18 protein-coding genes are annotated in these 19,220 nt (G+C 74.1%); 13 read left to right on the forward strand and 5 right to left on the reverse strand.

The features are described 5' to 3' along the window. Positions 1–225: 225 nt before the first annotated feature. The 3 genes from ACIRYZ_RS31615 to ACIRYZ_RS31625 are packed head-to-tail and all read left to right on the forward strand — an operon-like array spanning position 226 to position 4,378. The gene (locus ACIRYZ_RS31615; protein ID WP_402950851.1) at positions 226–489 is read left to right on the forward strand and encodes a hypothetical protein; all 264 of its coding nucleotides are present in this window, start codon (positions 226–228) and stop codon (positions 487–489) included. Then, on the forward strand, positions 486–1,811 hold the full coding sequence (locus tag ACIRYZ_RS31620) for an alpha/beta hydrolase (RefSeq protein WP_402950854.1): 1,326 nt from the start codon (positions 486–488) through the stop codon (positions 1,809–1,811). Before ACIRYZ_RS31615 ends, ACIRYZ_RS31620 begins: the two co-directional genes overlap by 4 nt. After that, positions 1,808–4,378: a bifunctional lysylphosphatidylglycerol flippase/synthetase MprF gene (locus ACIRYZ_RS31625; RefSeq protein ID WP_402950857.1), complete on the forward strand. Its 2,571-nt coding sequence runs from the start codon at positions 1,808–1,810 to the stop codon at positions 4,376–4,378. The genes ACIRYZ_RS31620 and ACIRYZ_RS31625 overlap by 4 nt, the downstream gene beginning before the upstream one ends. A 255-nt stretch (positions 4,379–4,633) precedes the next feature. On the opposite strand, the gene ACIRYZ_RS31630 is transcribed toward ACIRYZ_RS31625, so the two are convergent. After that, the gene (locus ACIRYZ_RS31630) at positions 4,634–5,065 is read right to left on the reverse strand and encodes an SsgA family sporulation/cell division regulator (RefSeq protein ID WP_402950860.1); all 432 of its coding nucleotides are present in this window, start codon (positions 5,063–5,065) and stop codon (positions 4,634–4,636) included. 290 nt (positions 5,066–5,355) lie between these two features. On the opposite strand from ACIRYZ_RS31630, the gene ACIRYZ_RS31635 reads away from it, so the two are divergent. The 3 genes from ACIRYZ_RS31635 to ACIRYZ_RS31645 all read left to right on the forward strand — a co-directional run bounded on the left by ACIRYZ_RS31635 (position 5,356) and on the right by ACIRYZ_RS31645 (position 9,054). Continuing rightward, positions 5,356–7,188 (forward strand): DEAD/DEAH box helicase, encoded by a 1,833-nt coding sequence (locus ACIRYZ_RS31635; protein ID WP_402950965.1) that lies wholly within the window; start codon positions 5,356–5,358, stop codon positions 7,186–7,188. A gap of 373 nt (positions 7,189–7,561) precedes the next feature. Further along, positions 7,562–8,212 (forward strand): IclR family transcriptional regulator, encoded by a 651-nt coding sequence (locus tag ACIRYZ_RS31640; RefSeq protein WP_402950863.1) that lies wholly within the window; start codon positions 7,562–7,564, stop codon positions 8,210–8,212. A 35-nt stretch (positions 8,213–8,247) separates the two neighbouring features. Continuing rightward, positions 8,248–9,054 (forward strand): S16 family serine protease, encoded by an 807-nt coding sequence (locus ACIRYZ_RS31645; protein WP_402950866.1) that lies wholly within the window; start codon positions 8,248–8,250, stop codon positions 9,052–9,054. Positions 9,055–9,080: 26 nt separating this feature from the next. On the opposite strand, the gene ACIRYZ_RS31650 is transcribed toward ACIRYZ_RS31645, so the two are convergent. Then, positions 9,081–9,638: an Lrp/AsnC family transcriptional regulator gene (locus ACIRYZ_RS31650; protein ID WP_402950868.1), complete on the reverse strand. Its 558-nt coding sequence runs from the start codon at positions 9,636–9,638 to the stop codon at positions 9,081–9,083. A gap of 192 nt (positions 9,639–9,830) precedes the next feature. Here ACIRYZ_RS31650 and ACIRYZ_RS31655 point away from each other — a divergent pair, with 192 nt between their 5' ends. Then, positions 9,831–10,373: a VOC family protein gene (locus tag ACIRYZ_RS31655; RefSeq protein WP_402950870.1), complete on the forward strand. Its 543-nt coding sequence runs from the start codon at positions 9,831–9,833 to the stop codon at positions 10,371–10,373. A gap of 16 nt (positions 10,374–10,389) precedes the next feature. Here the strand turns inward: ACIRYZ_RS31655 and ACIRYZ_RS31660 are convergent, their stop codons facing one another. Next, the gene (locus ACIRYZ_RS31660; RefSeq protein ID WP_402950873.1) at positions 10,390–10,920 is read right to left on the reverse strand and encodes a hypothetical protein; all 531 of its coding nucleotides are present in this window, start codon (positions 10,918–10,920) and stop codon (positions 10,390–10,392) included. 144 nt (positions 10,921–11,064) lie between these two features. Here ACIRYZ_RS31660 and ACIRYZ_RS31665 point away from each other — a divergent pair, with 144 nt between their 5' ends. The 3 genes from ACIRYZ_RS31665 (at position 11,065) to ACIRYZ_RS31675 (ending at position 14,785) form a co-directional block, all read left to right on the forward strand. Beyond that, positions 11,065–11,769 carry a response regulator transcription factor gene (locus ACIRYZ_RS31665; protein ID WP_402950876.1) on the forward strand — a complete coding sequence of 235 codons (705 nt, stop codon included), beginning with the start codon at positions 11,065–11,067 and terminating at the stop codon, positions 11,767–11,769. A gap of 17 nt (positions 11,770–11,786) precedes the next feature. Next, positions 11,787–13,199, forward strand: a complete 1,413-nt coding sequence (locus tag ACIRYZ_RS31670; RefSeq protein ID WP_402950968.1) for a sensor histidine kinase — start codon at positions 11,787–11,789, stop codon at positions 13,197–13,199. Positions 13,200–13,381: 182 nt separating this feature from the next. Further along, positions 13,382–14,785 carry a glycosyltransferase 87 family protein gene (locus ACIRYZ_RS31675; protein ID WP_402950878.1) on the forward strand — a complete coding sequence of 468 codons (1,404 nt, stop codon included), beginning with the start codon at positions 13,382–13,384 and terminating at the stop codon, positions 14,783–14,785. 95 nt (positions 14,786–14,880) lie between these two features. Here the strand turns inward: ACIRYZ_RS31675 and ACIRYZ_RS31680 are convergent, their stop codons facing one another. After that, positions 14,881–15,297, reverse strand: coding sequence for an SsgA family sporulation/cell division regulator (locus ACIRYZ_RS31680; protein ID WP_402950881.1), 417 nt, complete (start codon positions 15,295–15,297; stop codon positions 14,881–14,883). Between the two features lie 432 nt (positions 15,298–15,729). Here ACIRYZ_RS31680 and ACIRYZ_RS31685 point away from each other — a divergent pair, with 432 nt between their 5' ends. Beyond that, the gene (locus tag ACIRYZ_RS31685; protein ID WP_402950884.1) at positions 15,730–17,142 is read left to right on the forward strand and encodes an RDD family protein; all 1,413 of its coding nucleotides are present in this window, start codon (positions 15,730–15,732) and stop codon (positions 17,140–17,142) included. A gap of 108 nt (positions 17,143–17,250) precedes the next feature. Then, positions 17,251–17,976, forward strand: coding sequence for an RDD family protein (locus tag ACIRYZ_RS31690; protein WP_402950886.1), 726 nt, complete (start codon positions 17,251–17,253; stop codon positions 17,974–17,976). Between the two features lie 30 nt (positions 17,977–18,006). Here ACIRYZ_RS31690 and ACIRYZ_RS31695 read toward each other — a convergent pair whose 3' ends face one another. Continuing rightward, positions 18,007–18,252 (reverse strand): hypothetical protein, encoded by a 246-nt coding sequence (locus ACIRYZ_RS31695; protein ID WP_402950889.1) that lies wholly within the window; start codon positions 18,250–18,252, stop codon positions 18,007–18,009. 199 nt (positions 18,253–18,451) lie between these two features. Between ACIRYZ_RS31695 and ACIRYZ_RS31700 the strand changes: the two genes are divergently transcribed. Then, a complete protein-coding gene (locus tag ACIRYZ_RS31700; RefSeq protein ID WP_393030020.1) occupies positions 18,452–19,153 on the forward strand; it encodes an endonuclease V in 702 nt (233 codons plus the stop codon). The last annotated feature ends 67 nt before the right edge of the window (positions 19,154–19,220 follow it).

Below are 19,220 nucleotides of genomic sequence, written 5' to 3' on the forward strand. Positions count from 1 at the left end.
GTCGGAGCTGTTCGACGGGTGTTTCCGCCGCGCTCGGGCGCGGAACGGATTCGTCACGTTCGGTGTCCGGGCCTTCGCTCGCCGTACGGGCGGGGCCCGCATCCCTGCCGATCGGCGGGTGCGGATACGACCGTCGTGGGGACGTGCCCCAGGGTTTCGATCCGGTTGAATGAGTTCCCAGGAAACTCCCAGGAAGCGGGATTCCGTCGACAGAGGGGAGCGTCCGTGGGTGACCGGCAGAGCAGGAGCCCCCGGCCGGGCACCCTGGCGGCGGGCTCCGCGCTGGTGCTCGGCACCTACCAGCTGTACGCCATCGAAATGCACGACCGAAAGGACTTCCCGGACGACCGGGTCTACCGCCAGGCCGCCGACGCTCAGCTGCGGGTCATCACCTGCGGCGGCGCGTACAGCGAGGACCACGGCTACGAGGGCAATGTCGTGGCTCACGGATTCCTGGCCGACACCACCTCGCCGGGGAAAGCCGCATGACCACGCTCACCCTCGCCACCCGCTGGAACCCGATCGACTGGCCGCTCACCCACGGCCCGATCCCGTACGCCGTGCTCGCCGCCGGCTGGGCGGCGCTCGCCCTGCTGGCCGTCCGCCGCGACCGGGACTGGTGGCGGTTCCGCCTGCCCGCCGCCCTGGTCACCGCGGGCGCGCTCAGCCTGCTGCTCGACGTCCTGGTGGACGGCTGGTGGCACCCGTTCCCCGAGGGCACGCCCCGGTACGTCACCTGGTGGATAGCCGTCGCCCTGCTGGGCTTCTGCCTGGCGGGCTACCGGATGCGCCGAGGGCCCTGGCGGCGCCGGGCGCTCACGTTCGGCCTGAGCCTGCTGGTGCTGCTGATGGCCTCCTCCCAGGTCAACATCGGCTTCGGACAGTTCCCGAGCGGCCGGGTGATGCTCGCGCCGTGGCTGACCAGGACCGACTCTCTGGTCGCCGACAAGACCGCTCAGACCGTCGCAGCCCCGCCGGACAAGGTGCTCGACGAGGTCTGGCACGCCCCGGCGAACCTGCCGGAGAAGGGCAGCGTCTCGGTGGTACCGATCCCGGGCACCAAATCGGGCTTCAAGGCCCGCGACGCGTACGTCTACCTCCCGCCCGCCTACCGGGCCACCCCGCGGCCGCTGCTGCCGGTGGTCGTCATGATCAGTGGTCAGCCGGGGGTCCCGGGGGACTGGGTGCTCTCCGGGCAGATCAACGAGGCGCTGGACGCGTTCGCGGCCGAGCACGGCGGCCTCGCGCCGATCGTGGTGATGCCCGACCAGCTCGGCTCGACCTGGGCCAACACGCTCTGCCTGGACTCGAAGATCGCCAAGGTGCAGACCTACCTGGCCGCGGACGTCCCCGACTGGATCCACCGGAACCTGCAGACCGCCACCGGCCGCAAGGCCTGGGCGATCGGCGGCGCCTCGATGGGCGGCACCTGCGCGCTCCAGCTCGGGGTCAACGCGCCCGACGTGTACGGCACCGTCCTCGACATGTCGGGGCAGACGGAACCGACCCTGGGCACCCGGGAGGAGACCGTCAAGGCCGCCTTCGGCGGTGACGAGAAGAAGTTCGACGCGGTCGATCCGCTCCAGGTGATGGCCCGCCGGAAGTTTCCGGACACCACCGTCGCCCTGGTGGTCGGCGAGACCGACGGGGAGTTCCGGCCGCAGATGGAGAACGTCTACCAGGCCGCGCAGGCCGCCGGGATGAAGGCCAGGTTCGAGCTCATGCCGGGCGGCCACGGCTGGGTCGTGTTCCGCCCCGGCATCGTCCAGCAGATCCCGTGGCTGGCCCAACAGACCGGACTGACCAGGTGATCGGGGTCGGATTCGCGCCCACCGTCGAGCGCGAGCGGGGAACGGGGCCGGGCAGGGGGCGCGCGGCCGACCAGGACGTCGATCTCGCCCCGGTCACCCGGACGGCGGAACCGCGCCCGCAGCGGGTGCGGCGGGCGGCCCGGATGCTCGGTGGTCGGCTGCGCGCGGCGCCGCTGACCCTCGCGCTGCTGGCCGGGCTCTGGACGCTCGGCGCGGCCACCGGGAGCCTGGCCGACGGGCCGCACCAACGGCTGCTCGCCCGTGCGGGCGTCGGCCTGCCCACGCTCGCCGAGGGCCGCTGGTGGACGCCGGTCACCTCGATGCTGTGGTGCTCGGGCATCGGCGCGTACGTCTTCACCAGCCTGCTGCTGCTCCTGGTCGGCCCGGCCGCCGAACGGCGGCTCGGCCGGCTGCGCACCCTCGTGGTGCTCGTCGGCGGGCAGGTGGTCGGCACCCTGCTGGGCGCCGGACTGGTCGAGTTCGGCTCCTCGGCGGGGGAGCAGTGGACCGGTGCGGTGGCCGACCAGATCTCGGTCGGGCCCGGCGTCGGCCTGTTCGCCCTGGCCGGGGTGCTCGGCTACCGGCTCACCGTGCTCTGGCGCCGCCGACTGCACCTGCTGGTGCTGCTCGTCCCGCTGGTCATGACGCTGTACGTCGGCCACCTGCAGAGCGTCCAGCGGTGCGCCGCCGCGCTGGTCGGGCTGGGCGTCGGCGCGCTGCTCAGCCGGGGCCGGCCGTACCTGCGCACCCACCGCTCCTCGCACGCCGAGACCCGGGTGCTGGTGGCGCTCTGCCTGGTCGCCGCCGCCCTCGGGCCGCTGATCGCCTCGCTGTACGACAACGCCAGCGGGCCGTTCAACACCTTCTCCGAGCTGTACTTCTCGCACCGGCTCAGCCCGGAGGAGGTGGCCGACTTCTGCGCGATGTCGGCGCACGACTGCGCCCGGGCGCACGCCGTCGAGCGGATCTTCGACACCCCGGGGTGGCTGATGGCCGCGCTGTTCCCGGGGCTGCTGCTGGTGCTCGCCGAGGGGCTGCGCCGGGGCCTGCGGTTCGCCTGGCGGATCACCGTGGCCGCCCAACTGCTCTGGGGGGCCCTGCTGGCCTGGCTGTACCTGGACGCCGGGCCGGTCAGCGGGGACGTGGTGCAGTACTTCGTCGAGGCGATGGCGCTGCCGCTGCTGACCACCGGCCTGCTGCTGGCCACCCGGCAGCGGTTCCGGGTGCGGCTGGCCGGCCGGGCGGTGCGCCGACTGGCCTGGGTGGTCGGCGGGGCCGCGGTGCTCTCCTCGGCCGCGTACGTGGGGCTGGGGCGGCTGGTGGCCGCCCAGTTCGAGCCGGGGGCGACCGTCCGCCGGCTGATGCACGGACTGCCGGCCCAGTTCCTGCCGCCCGCCTACAACGACCTGACGCCGGACTACCCGATCGCGGTCGGCCCGGTGGCGCTGTTCCTGGAGACGTACTGCGGGCTGGCGTTCTGGGTGGTCACGCTGGGCGCGCTGCTGTCCGTCTTCCGCCGCCCGGTGCTGCACACCGACGCGACGGCGGCCGCCCGGGCCCGGGCGCTGCTCAGCACGCACGGCGGCGGGACGCTGTCCTTCATCACCACCTGGGACGGCAACCACTACTGGTTCGACGAGCACGGCCGGGCCGCCGTCGCCTACCGGCTGGTCGGCACCGTGGCGCTGACCACCGGCGACCCGTTCGGTGCCCCGGACGCGCGGGCGTGCGCGGTGGCCGGCTTCGCCCGGTACTGCGACGCCCGCGGCTGGATGCCCTGCTTCTACAGCGTCTCCGCCGAGACCAGGGCCGCCGCCGCCCAGTTGGGCTGGCGCTCGGTGCAGGTCGCCGAGGACACCGTGGTGCCGCTGCCCGAACTGGCCTTCACCGGCCGCAAGTGGCAGGACATCCGCACCGCCCTCAACAAGGCCGGCAAGCAGGGCATCACCGCGGAGTGGTGGGCGTACCACGAGGCGCCGATCGAGCTGCGCGAGCAGATCCGGGCGATCTCCGAGGAGTGGGTCTCCGAGAAGGGCCTGCCCGAGATGGGCTTCACGCTCGGCGGGCTGGAGGAGCTGGACGACCCGGACGTGCGGGTGCTGATCGCGGTGGACGAGGAGCGGACGGTGCACGGGCTGACCAGCTGGATGCCGGTGTACGAGAACGGCGTGCCGGTCGGCTGGACGCTGGACTTCATGCGCCGGCGCTCCGACGGCTTCCGCGGCGTCAACGAGTTCCTGATCGCCTCGGCCGCGCTCGGCTTCAAGGGCGAGGGCGCGCGCTTCCTGTCGCTGTCGGGCGCGCCGCTGGCCCGCACCGGGCAGGACGAGGAGCCCAACGGACTGCAGCGGATGCTGGACTGGATGGGCAAGGTGCTGGAGCCGGTGTACGGCTTCCGCTCGTTGCTCGCGTTCAAGGCGAAGTTCCAGCCGGAGTACCGGCCGATGTACATGGCCTACCCGGACCCGGCCGCGCTGCCCGGCATCACCCGGGCGATCGGCAAGGCCTACCTGCCGCACCTGACGGCAGCTCAGGGCGTGCGGCTGATGCGCAAGCTGTCGGGCTGAACCGCCCTCCCCCGAGCCGAAGGGGCGCGCCGGTGCCGAAACGGAGGAGCGAGGGAGCGCCGACTGTCGGCATCGGGTCAAGAGCGCCCTGGAGGCGAGCGGGCGAGTCACAGCCGAGTGGGCGGCGGGTGACCGCCGGCCTTCCCGGGCCCCGAACCCGGACGGCAGCGGACACCCGGTGACCGGCTGTCGGCCGGCCGGTGACCGGCACCGACGGCCGGAAGCGCGGGGGCGCTCCCGGACGACGCCCGGCGCTCAGCCGAGCAGCTGGGCGAGCGCGCGGTCGGCGTCCAGGTGCAGGTGCTCCTCGCCCTCGGGGACGAGCAGCCGGCTGCGCCACAGGAAGCGCCGCAGGTCGGTGGTGTCGAACTGGAGCAGTGCGGTGCCCTCCGGGGCCCGCAGCTCGACCATGGCGCGCCGGCCGGGCGCGGGCCGGACGTGGACGTCGCCGACGCCGGCCGGCAGCTCCAGGCCGGCCGAGAGCAGCTGGCGGGCGAAGACCCAGACGATGTCCTCGGTGCCCTCGCCGTCCGGAAGGTCGTCCAACGAGAACTCGGCGGGGAAGGCCATCCGGACCGCGAACGGGTCCTCCGGCAGGTAGGACAGCACCACGCGAAGCCGGGCGGAGCGGTGCGGGGAGAGGATCAGGCGGGCCTGGACGGTCTCTTCGACGCCGTTGTGCTGCATGGCGGGGTCCCTTCGGGCTGTGGGGGGTGGGGCGGTCTTACACCAGTGAGAGTGGTGGGACGGCCTCCGGTTACGCGCTTTCGACAGAGTTTCCAATGTGGCCCGCATCACATCGAATTCCGGCCGTCCCGCCCGCCCGCGGGCCCGGGTCGAAGCGGCCGAACGGCGGCGGGGCCGGTAGGCTGGGCGGGTTGTCCGATCGCCGCCCGACCGCGGGACGGGGCCGCAAAACCGCCCCTGACCTGCGATGATCCCCCTCGGAGACCGTGAGTACTGCCGCCGCCTCCTCGATGCCGCTGTTCTCCGACGTATCGGAGACGCAGGCGCCCGTCCGGGCCGTCGGCCATGCCGCGCCCGCCGCCTCGCACCACCTCTCCCCGGCCTTCCCCGGCCGCGCCCCCTGGGGCACCGCCGGCAGGCTGCGGGCCTGGCAGCAGGGTGCGCTGGACAAGTACATCGAGACCCAGCCGCGCGACTTCCTCGCGGTCGCCACCCCCGGCGCAGGCAAGACCACCTTCGCGCTCACCCTGGCCTCGTACCTGCTGCACAACCACCTGGTGCAGCAGGTGACGGTCGTCGCGCCGACCGAGCACCTGAAGAAGCAGTGGGCCGAGGCCGCCGCACGGATAGGCATCAAGCTGGACCCGGCGTACTCCTCCGGGCCGCTGTCCCGGGATTACCACGGCATCGTGGTCACCTACGCGGGCGTCGGGGTCAACCCGATGCTGCACCGCAACCGGACCGAGGCCCGCAAGACCCTCGTGATCATGGACGAGATCCACCACGCCGGTGACTCCAAGTCCTGGGGCGAGGCCTGCTTCGAGGCCTTCGAGCCGGCCACCCGCCGGCTGGCGCTGACCGGGACGCCGTTCCGCTCGGACACCAACCCGATCCCGTTCGTCTCGTACGAGGCGGGCGGCGACGGCATCCGCAAGTCCGTCGCCGACTACACCTACGGCTACGGGCACGCGCTCGCCGACCACGTCGTCCGCCCGGTGATCTTCCTCAGCTACAGCGGCAACATGCGCTGGCGCACCAAGTCCGGCGACGAGCTGGAGGCCCGGCTCGGCGAGCCGATGACCAAGGACCTGATCGCCCAGGCCTGGCGCACCGCGCTGTCCCCGCAGGGCGAGTGGATCCCGGCCGTGCTGCAGGCCGCCGACCGCCGGCTGACCGAGGTCCGCAAGGCGATCCCGGACGCCGGCGGGCTGGTGATCGCCACCGACCAGACGGTGGCCCGGGCCTACGCCAAGATGCTGCGCGAGATCAGCGGCGAGAAGGTCACCCTGGTGCTCTCCGACGAGACCGAGGCCTCGAAGCGGATCTCCGACTACTCGGCCGGGACCTCGCGCTGGATGGTCGCGGTCCGCATGGTGTCCGAGGGCGTCGACGTCCCCCGGCTGTGCGTCGGGGTGTACGCGACCTCGATCTCCACCCCGCTGTTCTTCGCCCAGGCCGTCGGCCGCTTCGTGCGCGCCCGCAAGCGCGGCGAGACGGCCTCGGTGTTCCTGCCGACCATCCCGATGCTGCTGGGCTTCGCCAACGAGATGGAGCTCCAGCGCGACCACGTGCTGGACCGGCCCAAGAAGGAGGGCGACGGCCTCTTCGACGAGGAGGACCGGCTGCTCGCAGAGGCCGAGCGGGCCAACGACGGGCCGGACGGCGCGGGCGGCGAGGAGTTCTCCTACGAGGCGCTCGGCTCCGACGCGGTCTTCGACCGGGTGCTGTACAACGCCATGGAATTCGGCATGCAGGCCCACCCGGGCAGCGAGGAGGAGGACGACTACCTCGGCATCCCGGGCCTGCTGGAGCCGGACCAGGTGCAGATGCTGCTGCAGAAGCGCCAGCACCGCCAGATCCAGCGCAGCAAGACCAAGCCCGCCGAGGAGGCCGACCTGCTGGAGCTGCCGGCCGAGCAGCGGCCGGTCGTCACCCACCAGGAGCTGCGCGAGCTGCGCAAGGAGCTGAACGCGCTGGTGGCCGCCTGGCACCACCGCACCAGCCAGCCGCACGGCACCATCCACAACGAGCTGCGCCGCCAGTGCGGCGGGCCGCTCACCGCGCAGGCCACCGCCAACCAGCTGAAGGCGCGGATCGCCCGCATCCGGGAGTGGGCGAAGTAACGGTCCGGCGGGTGCGGACGGGCGTGTCCTGGACGGGCCCGTCTGCCCCGGTGTGTCCGGACATCGGACCGGGGGCGGACGCGCGCCCTGTCGCGCCGGTTGATTCAAGGGTGTTTGTCCGGAATTCCCGACGGTGTTGGTGACGATCACGCCCGAATTTTGGACAACCACTTCCGCCGCGACATTTCCTTCACTACCTTTCCCCCACGCTCTTCCGCCGGGCAACCCCCCGCGGGACGGGCTCCGCAGGACCGCGCGGCCGTCAAGGACGACGCCCGCGCGGCCCGAGCGCGGCCACCCCCACCTGCGCGCGACACCGACCTTTGGACCGGCGCCGCCCGCCCCGCGAGCGCCGCGGAAAGGATTGTCCGTCGTGACTGCCGAGACCTCCCAGACGCTGGACCGCGGCGTCCGCGTCCTCAAGCTCCTCGCCGACTCCGAGCGCGGGCTCACCGTCACCGAGCTGGCCGCCCGGCTGGCCGTCAACCGCACCGTGGTCTACCGGCTGCTCGCCACCCTGGAACAGCACGGCCTGGTCCGCCGCGACATCGGCGGCCGCGCCCGGGTGGGCCTGGGCGTGCTGCGGCTGGCGCACCGGGTGCACCCGCTGCTGCGGGAGGCTGCGCTGCCGGCCCTGCGCAGCCTCGCCGAGGACCTCGGCGCCACCGCCCACCTGACCCTGGTGGACGGCAACGAGGCGCTGGCCGTCGCCGTGGTCGAGCCGAGCTGGACCGACTTCCACGTCGCCTACCGGACCGGGCTGCGCCACCCGCTCACCGAGAGCGCGGCCGGCCGGGCGATCCTGGAGGCCCGCGGCTTCCCCAGCCAGCGCCGGCCCGATCAGGGGTTCGTCATCACCCGTGCGGAGGAACAGTCCGGCGCCAGCGGGGCCGCCGCCGCGCTGCTGGGGCTGAGCGGCATCGAGGGCAGCGTCGGCGTGGTGATGCTGAACGGGCTGGTGCCCGAGCGGGTCGGGCCCCGGGTGGTGGAGGCGGCCACCGAGGTGGCCGACGCCCTGAGGTAGCGCCCTTCGGCGCCGGGTGTGTTTGGATTTCCCTTGTGCCCGACACCAAGCTGCCCAAGGCCCTCTCCGCCCCGCGGACCCGCGTGCTCGCGCTCTGCGGGGTGCTGGTCGCCGCCCTGTTCGGCGTCGCCGCCTTCGTCCCGCTGCCGTACACCCTCACCTGGCCGGGCCTGACCGCGGACACCCTGGGCGCCTACCGGGACCGCCCGGTGCTCACCATCACCGGGGCGCCGCTGCGCACCACTGAGGGCGAGCTGCGGATGGTCACCATCTCGGCCACCAATCCGGGGCAGAAGACCAGGTTCTGGCGCGCGCTGCAGGCCTGGTTCAACCCCGACGAGGCGGTCCGCCCGACCGAGACGGTGTACCCGCAGAGCAACCCGACCAAGGCCGAGGAGGTGACGGCCCAGCAGATGGTCGAGTCGCAGGACAGCGCCACCGCGGCCGCGCTCGACTACCTCCACCTCTCGCCGGACCAGGTGAAGGTCAAGGTCGACCTGGGCGACGTGGGCGGCCCGAGCGCCGGCCAGATGCTGGCGCTGGGCATCGTCGACAAGCTGGCCGGCGACGGCAAGGGCGGCGACCTGACCGGCGGGCTCAAGATCGCGGGCACCGGCACCATCGAGAAGGACGGCACCGTCGGCCCGGTCGGCGGCGTGCCGCTGAAGACCCAGGCGGCCGCCCGGGACGGCGCGACGGTGTTCCTGCTGCCCCGGGACGAGTGCGCGGACGCCAAGGTGCACACGCCCAAGACGCTGCGGCTGGTGCCGGTCGGCACGCTCGCCGAGTCGGTCTCGGCGCTGGAGGCGCTCAGGAGCGGCGGCGCCGTCCCCAGCTGCTGACCGGTCCCCGTGGCGGCTCGGGCCGCCTACTCGGCGGCTGCCTGGTCCACCAGCGGCAGGATCCGGTACGGCACCGGGTTCTCCAGCACGATCGCGGTGGAGGAGCGGACGATCCCGTCGAAGCCCACCACCCGGTCGATCACCCGCTGCAGATCGGCGTTGGAGCGGGCCACGATCCGCACCAGCATGTCCCCGATGCCGGTGATGGTGTGCAGCTCCAGCACCTCGGGCACACCCGCCAGGTGCGCCCGCACGTCCGCGCCCTGGCCCTGGGAGATCTCCAGGGTCGCGAAGGCCGTCACCGGGTAGCCGATCGCCGCCGGGTCCACCTCCGGGCCGAACCCGTTGATCACGCCCTTGGCCTGCAGCCGGTCCAGCCGGGCCTGCACGGTGCCCCGGGCGACCTGCAGCCGGCGCGAGCACTCCAGCACGCCGATCCGCGGCTCCTCCGCCAGCAGCCGGATCAGCCGGCCGTCCAGGGCGTCGATGGCGTCGTTCCCGCCGCCCGACGGGGGAGCCGAAACACCCTGCGGGGTGGGGGAGTCGGGCGAGCCGGGGGAGCTTGGGGAGTGGGCGGGGGGCATCGCGGCACCGTCCTCCGGTGGGCATTCTGTACAGCGGCGCCGCCGATTCTCCCGCCCCGGGGCACAGCTTGACCAGAAGGAAACGGAACAGTTGCGCGCCGGTCGGCTCGGCGCCACCCTCCAGCCACGACCCCGTGCCTCGGGCCCCACCCCGGACGCGGGGCGGTCCGTACGCCTACCGGGAGGGCCGTCATGACCGACACCGCCGCCGAACCCGTCCTGCTCGCCGCAGGCCCGGCCGAGGGGACGGGGGAGCCGGATCCACTGTCGATGGGCCGCGCCGACGCGGTGGTCTTCGCGGTCGCCGACGCGCAGCGGGCGGCCCGCCGCTACTGCGCCGCGCTCGGGCTGCGCTGCACCGCGTACGCCGGGCCGGAGACCGGCGAGCCGGAGACGGTCTCGTACGTGCTCGCCGCGCCGGGGACGCGGATCGTACTCACCTCGCCGGTGCGGGTGACCGGCCCGCGCGGCCGGGAGCTGGCGGCACACCTGGCCCGGCACGGGGACGGGGTGCTGGACCTCGCGGTGAGCGTGCCGGACGTCTACTACGCGTACGACTACGCGGTGGACCGGGGCGCGCTGTCGCTGGCCGAGCCGCACGAGGTGCGGGACCGGTTCGGCTCGGTCGTGCTGGCCACCATCGGGGTGCCGGGCGGCACCAGGCACACCCTGGTCGACCGGGCCGGGTACGCGGGGCCGTACCTGCCGGGGTACGTGCCCTTCGAGAGCCGGTGAGGCCGGTGACGTCGGCTCAGCGGATGGCCGTCTCGACGACCGGCGGGTGGCCGTTCCAGTGGACGAACACCGAGTTGGCCTGGTCGCCCTTGGTGAAGTCCACCCGCATCCACTGGTCGCCGTTCCACACCTGCATCTGCCAGCCCGGGTCCGGGGTGGCGGAGACCAACGAGGCCTTGTCGGCGCGGATGTCCAGGGCCACCCGGCCGCCGGGGATCGGGTAGCTCTTCACCGTGGACGTCGCGGTCGCGGTCGCCGTGGGAGGCCGGGTGGGCGGCGGGGTGGCCGCGGTGACGGCCGCCGGGCGGGTGGCGGTGGCCGTCGGGGAGGCCGACGGGGTCTCGTCCTGGGCGGCCGGGCGCGGCTGGTCGGGGGTGACGGTCGCGGTGTACGGCGTGCCGTCGGCCTTCGGGGACGGCAGCGGCAGCGCCGCGGGCCGCTCGAACGCGGCGCCGGTGAGCACCGCGTGCACGCCGAGCCAGGACAGCGCCACCGCCGCCCCGGTGGCCGCCGCCCAGGCGCCGAGCTGTACCAGTCCGTTCCGCATCGTCCGCACATCCTGCCGTATTTCCGGGCAGCCGAGAGCGGCACCCCCGGTATTCCGCAGGGCAGTTGCACAATGTCCGGACCGGGCTCGGGGGCACCCCCGCGGTACAGACCACTGCCCGTCGATGGCGTACCGTGCAGGCCCATGGCAACAGTGCTCGTGGTCGAGGACGACCCCTTCGTACGCTCCGCCCTGATCCGCCACCTGACCGACACCGGTCACGCGGTGCGCAGTGTGGGTACGGCCCTGGAGGCGCTGCGGGAGGTCGCCCAGGTCGGCTGCGACCTGGTGATCCTGGACCTGGGACTGCCCGATCTGGACGGCGGCGAGGCGCTCAAGATGATCCGGGGGCTGACCGACGTCCCGGTGATCATCTCCACCGCCCGGGACGACGAGGCCGAGATCGTCCGGCTGCTCAACGACGGGGCCGACGACTACCTGGTGAAACCTTTCTCCGGAGAGCACCTGAGTGCCCGGACGGCCGCCGTACTGCGCCGACTCGGCAGCGGCGCCGCGCCCGTCGCCCGGGTGCTGCGGGTCGGCGGACTCGCCATCGACCTGCAGCGGCGCGAGGCCGTCCTGGACGGGCGGGCGCTCGACCTGACCCGGCGCGAGTTCGACCTGCTGGCCTTCCTGGCCGCCCGGCCCGGGGTGGTGGTGCCCCGCAAGGAGATCCTCGCCGAGGTCTGGCAGCAGACCTACGGCGGCGACCAGACCATCGACGTCCACCTCTCCTGGCTGCGCCGCAAGCTCGGCGAGACCGCCGCCAACCCCCGCTACCTGCACACCGTCCGGGGCGTCGGGGTCCGGCTGGAAGCCGTCGGGGACCCCGGGGGGCACCGGACGTGAAGCGGTTCGCGCACTCGCTGCGCTGGGCCCTGATCAAGGCCGCGGTCGCCGGGACCACCATGGTCGCGCTGGCCTTCCTCATCCCGCTCGGCCTGATGGTCCAGCAGACCGCCCGGGACCGGGCCTTCACCGCCGCCGAGCGGCAGGCCGCCGCGCTCGGTCCGGCGCTCGCCATCACCATCGACCAGGACGCCGTCGACCGGGCGCTGGCCAGCACCGACGCGGGCGCGCAGGGGCGGATGGCGGTGCACCTGCCGGCCCCCACCGGGGCGCCGACCGGCGGCGGACCGGACGGCCCCACCATCGGCGAGGGGCGCGCGGCCCCCGGCGACGTGGCCACCGCCGGCGGGCAGGGCCGCTCCTTCACCGTCGCGGTGCCCGGCGGGTACGCCCTGCTCCAGCCGGTCGCGGTGGACACCGGACGGACCGCCGTGGTCGAGGTGTTCGTGGCCGAGAGCGACCTCACCCGGGGCGTCCCCACCGCCTGGCTGGTGCTCTCCGCGGTCGCGCTCGGCCTGGTCGCCATCTCGGTGCTGGTTGCCGACCGGATGGGCGGCCGGATCGTCGCCTCCGCCCGTCGGCTCGCCGCCGCCGCCCGCTCGCTCGGCGCCGGGAACCTTGCGGTCCGGCTCCCGGTGACGGGCAAGCAAGTCGACGGCAGCCCCGAGGAACTGCGCGAGGCCGCCCAGGCGTTCAACACCATGGCCGACCGGGTGGTCAAACTCGTCGCCGCCGAACGCGAGCTGGCCGCCGACCTGTCGCACCGGCTGCGCACCCCGCTGACCGTGCTGCGACTCAACGCCGCCTCGCTCGGCGACGGCGACGCGGCCGACGCCACCCGGCACGCGGTGGCCCAACTGGAGCGCGAGGTCGACCAGATCATCCGCTCCGCCCGTCGCGCCCCCGAGGACGCGCCCGCCGTCGCGGTCGGCTGCGACGCCGCCGAGGTGATCCGCGAGCGGGTCGGCTTCTGGTCCGCGCTGGCCGAGGACGAGGGCCGCCGCTGGCAGCTGGCCGGCGCCGAGCGGGCCGTGCCGGTGCCCGTCCAGCGCGCGGACCTGGCCGCCGCCGTCGACGCGCTGCTCGGCAACGTCTTCCGGCACACCGCCGTGGGCACCGCCTTCTCGGTGGACGTACTGGCCACCGACTGCTCGGTGATCGTGCTGGTCGGCGACGCCGGGCCGGGCTACAGCGACCCGGCCGCCGCCCTCAGGCGCGGCGAGGGCCACGGCGGCGAGGGCTCCACCGGCCTCGGCCTGGACATCGTCCGCAAGCTCGCCGAGTCCACCGGCGGGGACCTGGCGCTCGGCCGCACCGCCGTCCTCGGCGGCGCGGAGACCCGGCTGCGGTTGCGCACCCGGGCGGAGGACGACGCGCTCCCCGCGCGGTCCGGGCGGCGGCGGTCGCGGGGCGCGTCGTTCCAGAAGTGAGGGTGCCGAAAGCGAGGGCGCCGGAAGTGGGCGGGATGCCGGGTGGTGTCCTGCTGCTCAACCCGTCGGCCGTTCCGCAGCTCGGGCCGCGTTTGTGACGCTGGGTAGTCGATCGTGCCCAGGCCGGGTTCGGCGCCATCCGGTATCGTCGCTGGTTGGCCGAGCGGTGGACGGAGTGGACAGTGACAGCGGTGCAAGACGAGCGCAGCCCGGTGCGGACCGTACCCGACCCCTCGCCCGCCCCCCTGTCCAACCGGCTGCGGCTCGCGCTCGACGCCCCCGTGCGCGCGCTGCGCGAGGCGCCCCGCCGCCCGCTGCTGGCCGCCTCGGCCGTGGCCCTGCTGTCGCTGGTCGTGTACACAGTGGTCCGCCACTTCGTCCACACCTCGATGGTGGACATGATCGTCTACCGGGCCGAGGGCGCCGCCGTCGCCAACGGCACCGACCTGTACGCGCTGCGCGTCACCGAGTGGAACCTGCCCGCGACGTACCCGCCGTTCGCGGCGATGCTGTTCGTCCCGACCACCTGGTTCCCGGTCCCCTTCCTCCGGATCGCGATCACTCTCGGCAACCTCGGGCTGCTCGCCCTGCTGGCCCACCTGTCCTTCAAACTGGTCGGCTGGCCGCGCCGCGAGCTGCGGCCGATCGGCGTGGTCCTGGTGACCGGAATCGGCGTCTGGCTCGAACCCGTCTTCACCACGCTCCGGTACGGCCAGATCAACCTCGCGCTCGCCTGTCTGATCCTCTGGGACCTCACCCGTTCGGACGGGCACCGCAGCAAGGGCGTGGCGATCGGCATCGCGGCCGGCATCAAGCTCACCCCCGGCCTGTTCGCCGTCTACCTGCTGATCACCGGCCGGGTCCGGGCCGCCTTCACGGCCGGCCTCACCTTCCTCGGCACCTTCCTGATCGGCGCGCTCTTCCTGCCCGACGCCACCTGGGGCTTCTGGACCAAGTACCTCTACGACTCCTCCCGGGTCGGCAAGACCGAGATCGTCGACAACCAGTCGATGCGCGGCGCCTTCGCCCGCCTGCTGCACACCGCCGACCCCGGCATCCTGGCCACCCTCGGCGCAGGCGTGGTCGCGCTGGCCGGCCTCGCCGTCGCCGCCTGGGCCGCCCGCAGCGGCCGCTGGCTGCCCCGGTCCGAGGCCTGGGGCGTCTGCTGTGCCGCCGTCACGGCCGTGCTGATCTCGCCGATCAGCTGGACCCACCACTGGATCTGGTGCGTGCCGATGCTCGTCCTGCTCGCCGCCGAGGCCTCCGTGGAGCGCGCCCGCCCGGCCGGGGTGCGCAGGCTGCGCTGGCGGGCCGCGTTCTGGGCCACCGCGCTCGCCTTCGTGTCCTTCGCGATGTGGGCCGCCAAGCCGCTCGGCCCGGCCGTCCTCCACATGTCACCGCTGCGCCAGGTGCCCACCTCGATCTATCCGTGGGTCGGACTCTGCTTCCTGCTCGCCGCCGCGATCCGGATAAGGGCTCGGCGGCGGTCCGCCGGCGCGCCGCTCGTCCGGCTGCCCGGACAGCGCAGCGGCGACGGCGGCCCGGACGCCACCCGCGGTCGTCAGCAGGCCCCCGCGGCCCGCTGAGCCGGCGGGGGCGCCGCTCCCGTTCTCCTGTACCCGTCGCACCTGGACGTGCCGGTGTGCGTCGTGGACGTGCCGGTGCACGCTGCGGCGCACGCCTACGCGAGCAGCTCGGCGAGCGAGCCGTCCATGTCCAGCGCGGCCAGCTCGCTGCCCGGCGGGACCAGCCGGTGCGCCCGCTCCAGCCAGGCCGCGACGGCCGGCAGCGGCGCCTCCAGCAGCGCGTCCCCGGCGGGCGAGCTGAGCGCCAGGCAGAGCACGCTGCGCCGGCCCGAGCGGGTCGGCCAGATCCGCACGTCGCCCTGGCCGCACGGGCGGAAGGTGCCCTCCACCAGCAGCTCGCGGGCGAACACCCAGGTGACCGGGGAACCGGTGTCCAGGTGGAAGGTGATGTACACCGCGTACGGGTCGTGGCTGCCGTAGGTCAGCCGGGCCGGGACGGGGACGCTGCGCTCGGGGGAGAGCACCAGGTTGAGCTCCAGCTCGTGCTCCACGACGCTGACGGGGCGGTCCATGATCGTCTGCCTCTCTGTCTTCGGTTCGTGCCCGGTTCCGGGCCCTGTGACCTTTGAGAGGGCGGTCCACACCGGCTCTTACACACGTTTCCGGGTTTTCTCCGGGAAGTTTCGTCAGGGGTGGTGAACGACCTGGGTTGCGGCGCGCGGGCACCTGTCGCGCGCCGGTTTCTTTACCTCGGGCGGCCCTCCGCTGTCCGGGGATTCGCCAACTTCCCGTCGGCACTCCGGCGAGGCACTACCCTTTGTGACGACTCGGCGACTGTCCGCCCATCGGTGGGCGCCTCCACGTGCGCGCCGAGCGCCCCAGGGCGTGCGCGGGCGCGCCGCAGTGGCATGCGCTGAGACCCGTGTTGAGACCTGTTCCGACCCGTTCCGACCGTGCCGACCCCCATCGGCCCTCGTCGGGACCTGGCAGGAGAGAAGACCCCCATGGCGGACCGTCCCTTCGCCGCCGACGGCGACCCGGCCGTCGCACCCGGGCCGGGCTACTACCCCGACCCCTCCATCCCCGGCTTCGTCCGGTACTGGGGCGGCTCGGCCTGGGTGCCGGGCACCACCCGCCCCTCGCCGGCCGAGGGCGAGGTGCTGGAGCCGCCCCGGTTCGCCGCCCGGCGGCCCGCCCCCGACGTGGCCGCGGCGCGGGCGGTGCCGCCCCCGACGGTGCCGCAGGCGCGGTCGCACTCGCCCTCGCCGCTGCCCTCGGACCTGCCCGCGCCCTCGCCCTCGCCCGCGTCCTCGCCTTCGTACGCGACTTCCGGTGACACCGGGCCGGTCTACCTCGACCAGACCACCGGCGGGGCGTCCTTCGTGGTCGGGCCGCGGGTGGCGGAGGTGATCGGCGGGCCGGTGTTCCGGACCGTCGAGCCCGCCGCGCAGGAGGCGCCCGGGGCATCCGGCTGGCAGGCCGATCCGCAGGCGCAGTGGGGCCTGATGGAGACCGGCGGAGCGCCGCGCTGGGTCTCCTGGGGGGTGCTTCCGGGGGCGCCCGAGGCGGAGGAGGGGCACGCGGAGGCTGAGCTCGCTCCGGTTGCCGTGGAGGTGGCCGCCGCGGTCGCACCCGCCATGGCGACGGTGGTGCGCGAGGCGCCGACGCCGGTCGCGGCCGCCGGGGCGGTGCCGGTGGTCGAGGCGCAGGGGGAGACGGTGGCGGAGACGGGGGTGGGGGTCGAGTCGGCGGTTGAGGCGGCGGGTGGGGCGTCGGGGGTCGGGCCGAAGGCCGCGACCGCGACCGCTCCCGTGCGGTCCGGGCCCGCCTCGGCGCCCGCTTCCGCTTCCGCACCCGATTCCGCCGCTGCGCTGCCCGCCGTGCGGCCGGCCCGGGAGGCCGCCGTCCGTCGTCGGCCCGCCCCCGCCGTACCCGCCGGGCTGGGGCGGCGGCTGGCGGCGAGGGCGGTGGACACCGGGGTGCTGCTGGTGGTCGCCGTCGCCGCCGGGATCCCGCTCGGGCGCTCGGTGGCCGACCACCTCCAGCAGAAGCTCGACCAGGCCAAGATGGCCAGCTTCCTCACCCGCCGCCAGGTCCAGGTCTGGCTGGTGGACGACGTGGTGGTGGGCAAGCTGGCCGTGCTGCTCGGCATCCTGATGTTCGTCAGCCTGCTCTACGAGGTGCTGCCGACCGCCCGGACCGGCCAGACCTTCGGCAAGAGGCTGGCCCGGATCCGGGTGGTGGACGCCACCGAGCCCGGCCGCACCCGGCTGAGCCTCGGCCGCTCGCTGCTGCGATGGGTCGTCAGGCAGCTCGGGCTGGTGCTGCCGCTCGGTCTGGTGTGGCCGGTGTTCGACCGTCCGGCGCGGCGCGGCTGGCAGGACCGGGCGGCCCGGACCCGGGTGGTCCGCAGCTGAGGCCGCGGGGCCATCGCTGAGGGTCATCGCGTCGGCCTTCCGTCCCCCGAGCAGCAAAACGGACAAAATGTCCCAAATGTCGAGAATGTGCGATGTTCTACTCGGGGAATGAGCACCCACGACCCCTCAGGCCCCCAGCCGGAGGGGGGCGGTAAGCCCTCCTTCGACAAGCAGCCCCCGTACCCCGGCGGCGGCACGCCGGAAGGCGAACCGCCGCGCCCGACCCCGTCCGAGGCCCCGAACGACGCCCCGCGCGGCACCCCGACCGAGGGCCCCGGCGCCTACCAGGGCACCTACGGCGGGTCCGACCATGGCCAGCCCCCGTACGGTCAGCCCCCGTACGACCAGCCCCCGTCCGGCTACGGCACCGGGCCCGGCACGTACGGCACCCCCGGACCCGTCCCCGGGATGCCGCCGATCGGCACCTGGCCCAAGCGGATCGTCGCCCGGCTCATCGACTACGTCATCATGCAGGCCGTCGGCGTGGTCATCGTGGGGCCCTTCGTCGACCTCAGCACGCGCGGAGGCTCCACCAGCGCGTTCTGGCTCGGCTGCGCCGTCTACCTCATCTACGAGGGCCTGATGCTCAGCCGGGACGGCCAGACCCTCGGCAAGAAGGCGATGAAGGTCCGCGTCGCCATGCTGATCGACGGGAACCCGCCCACCCAGGCCGCCGCCTGGACCCGGGCCGCCGTCTACATCCTCCCGGCCGTGGTCTGCTGCGCTGCCCTGTGGTGGCTCATCGACGGGATGTTCGGCGTCTTCGACCAGCCCTTCCGGCAGTGCATCCACGACAAGGCCGCGAAGACCGTGGTGGTCACCACCCAGGTCTGAGCACGGCGGCGGACGGCGCCCGGCGGCGGATCAGCGCTGCCGGGCGTACTCGCGTCCGGCCGTGACGGGGGAGGCCCCGGCCTCCTCGGTGAGGGCGGCCCGGGCGGAGACGGACAGCGAGAGCACCGTCACCACGGTGCCGAGCGCCAGCGCGAAGGCCACCAGCACCGCGACCTCCAGGACGCCCGAGGCGCCCGAGACGGCCAGCAGTGCCACCGTGGTGGCGACAACGGTGAACGAGCCGAGGCAGAACTGGGCAGCGGACGGACGCGGCATGGCGGGGGTCCTTCGCACGTCGGGGGAAACGGGCGGGAATGGTGCCGGTCCAAGGGTCTTACCCGGCAGGGGAGTTCGGTAAGTCCAGGCTAACCCGCGGGGTCGGGGGCACAGGGGGCGCACGGGCTCACCCCGGGGTCGTCCGAGCCCCTCGGTACGGTGGAACACGTCCACACCACGCAGACCGGGGGAACCGACCGTGCCCATCCCCGCCGACTGGCCGACCACCGAGGCCCAGGCGCTCGCCGAGCAGGAACGGCTCCGGCCGCTCGTCCGGGCCGTCGACGACGACGGATCCGAGGACCGGCTCATCGCCGGGGTCGACGTCGCGTACGACGACGACCGCGACCTCGTCGTCGCCGCGGCCGTCCTGCTCGACCGGGACACCCTGGACGTCGTAGAAGAGGCCACCGCCGTCGGCCGGATCGCCTTCCCCTACGTCCCCGGACTGCTCGCCTTCCGCGAACTCCCCGCCGTCCTCGACGCCTTGGCCGCCCTCACCCGCACCCCCGACACCGTCGTCTGCGACGGCTACGGCCTCGCCCACCCCCGACGCCTCGGCCTCGCCAGCCACCTCGGCGTCCTCACCGGGCTGCGCACCCTCGGCGTCGCCAAGACCCCCTTCACCTTCGACCACCGCGAACCCGACGCCGAACGCGGCTCCTGGACCCCGCTCACCGACCCCGCCACCGGCGAGGAGGTCGGCCGCGCCGTCCGCACCCGCCCCGGCGTGAAACCCGTCTACGTCTCGGTCGGCCACCGCATCGGCCTCGACACCGCCGTCACCACCACCCTCGACCTCGCCCGCCGCTACCGGCTGCCCGAGACCACCCGGCACGCCGACTCCCTCTGCCGCCGCGCCCTGGCCGAGGCCCAACGCGCCCGGACGCCCTCGAACTGACCCCGCTCCGGGCGGAATTCGAACCCGGTGTGTTAGACATGACACACCGGGGCCCGGGCCCCGACCG

The sequence above is a fragment of the Kitasatospora sp. NPDC101155 genome (assembly GCF_044768305.1).
Lineage (GTDB): Bacteria > Actinomycetota > Actinomycetes > Streptomycetales > Streptomycetaceae > Kitasatospora.

What these genes read in the sequence shown, in the direction of transcription:
- ACIRYZ_RS31655 (WP_402950870.1), top strand. Translation starts at nt 9,831, where the DNA reads ATGACCGACACCGCCGCCGAACCCGTCCTGCTCGCCGCAGGCCCGGCC.
- ACIRYZ_RS31665 (WP_402950876.1), top strand. Translation starts at nt 11,065, where the DNA reads ATGGCAACAGTGCTCGTGGTCGAGGACGACCCCTTCGTACGCTCCGCC.
- ACIRYZ_RS31650 (WP_402950868.1), bottom strand. Translation starts at nt 9,638, where the DNA reads ATGCCCCCCGCCCACTCCCCAAGCTCCCCCGGCTCGCCCGACTCCCCC.
- ACIRYZ_RS31695 (WP_402950889.1), bottom strand. Translation starts at nt 18,252, where the DNA reads ATGCCGCGTCCGTCCGCTGCCCAGTTCTGCCTCGGCTCGTTCACCGTT.
- ACIRYZ_RS31685 (WP_402950884.1), top strand. Translation starts at nt 15,730, where the DNA reads ATGGCGGACCGTCCCTTCGCCGCCGACGGCGACCCGGCCGTCGCACCC.
- ACIRYZ_RS31690 (WP_402950886.1), top strand. Translation starts at nt 17,251, where the DNA reads ATGAGCACCCACGACCCCTCAGGCCCCCAGCCGGAGGGGGGCGGTAAG.
- ACIRYZ_RS31680 (WP_402950881.1), bottom strand. Translation starts at nt 15,297, where the DNA reads ATGGACCGCCCCGTCAGCGTCGTGGAGCACGAGCTGGAGCTCAACCTG.
- ACIRYZ_RS31660 (WP_402950873.1), bottom strand. Translation starts at nt 10,920, where the DNA reads ATGCGGAACGGACTGGTACAGCTCGGCGCCTGGGCGGCGGCCACCGGG.
- ACIRYZ_RS31620 (WP_402950854.1), top strand. Translation starts at nt 486, where the DNA reads ATGACCACGCTCACCCTCGCCACCCGCTGGAACCCGATCGACTGGCCG.
- ACIRYZ_RS31630 (WP_402950860.1), bottom strand. Translation starts at nt 5,065, where the DNA reads ATGCAGCACAACGGCGTCGAAGAGACCGTCCAGGCCCGCCTGATCCTC.
- ACIRYZ_RS31635 (WP_402950965.1), top strand. Translation starts at nt 5,356, where the DNA reads ATGCCGCTGTTCTCCGACGTATCGGAGACGCAGGCGCCCGTCCGGGCC.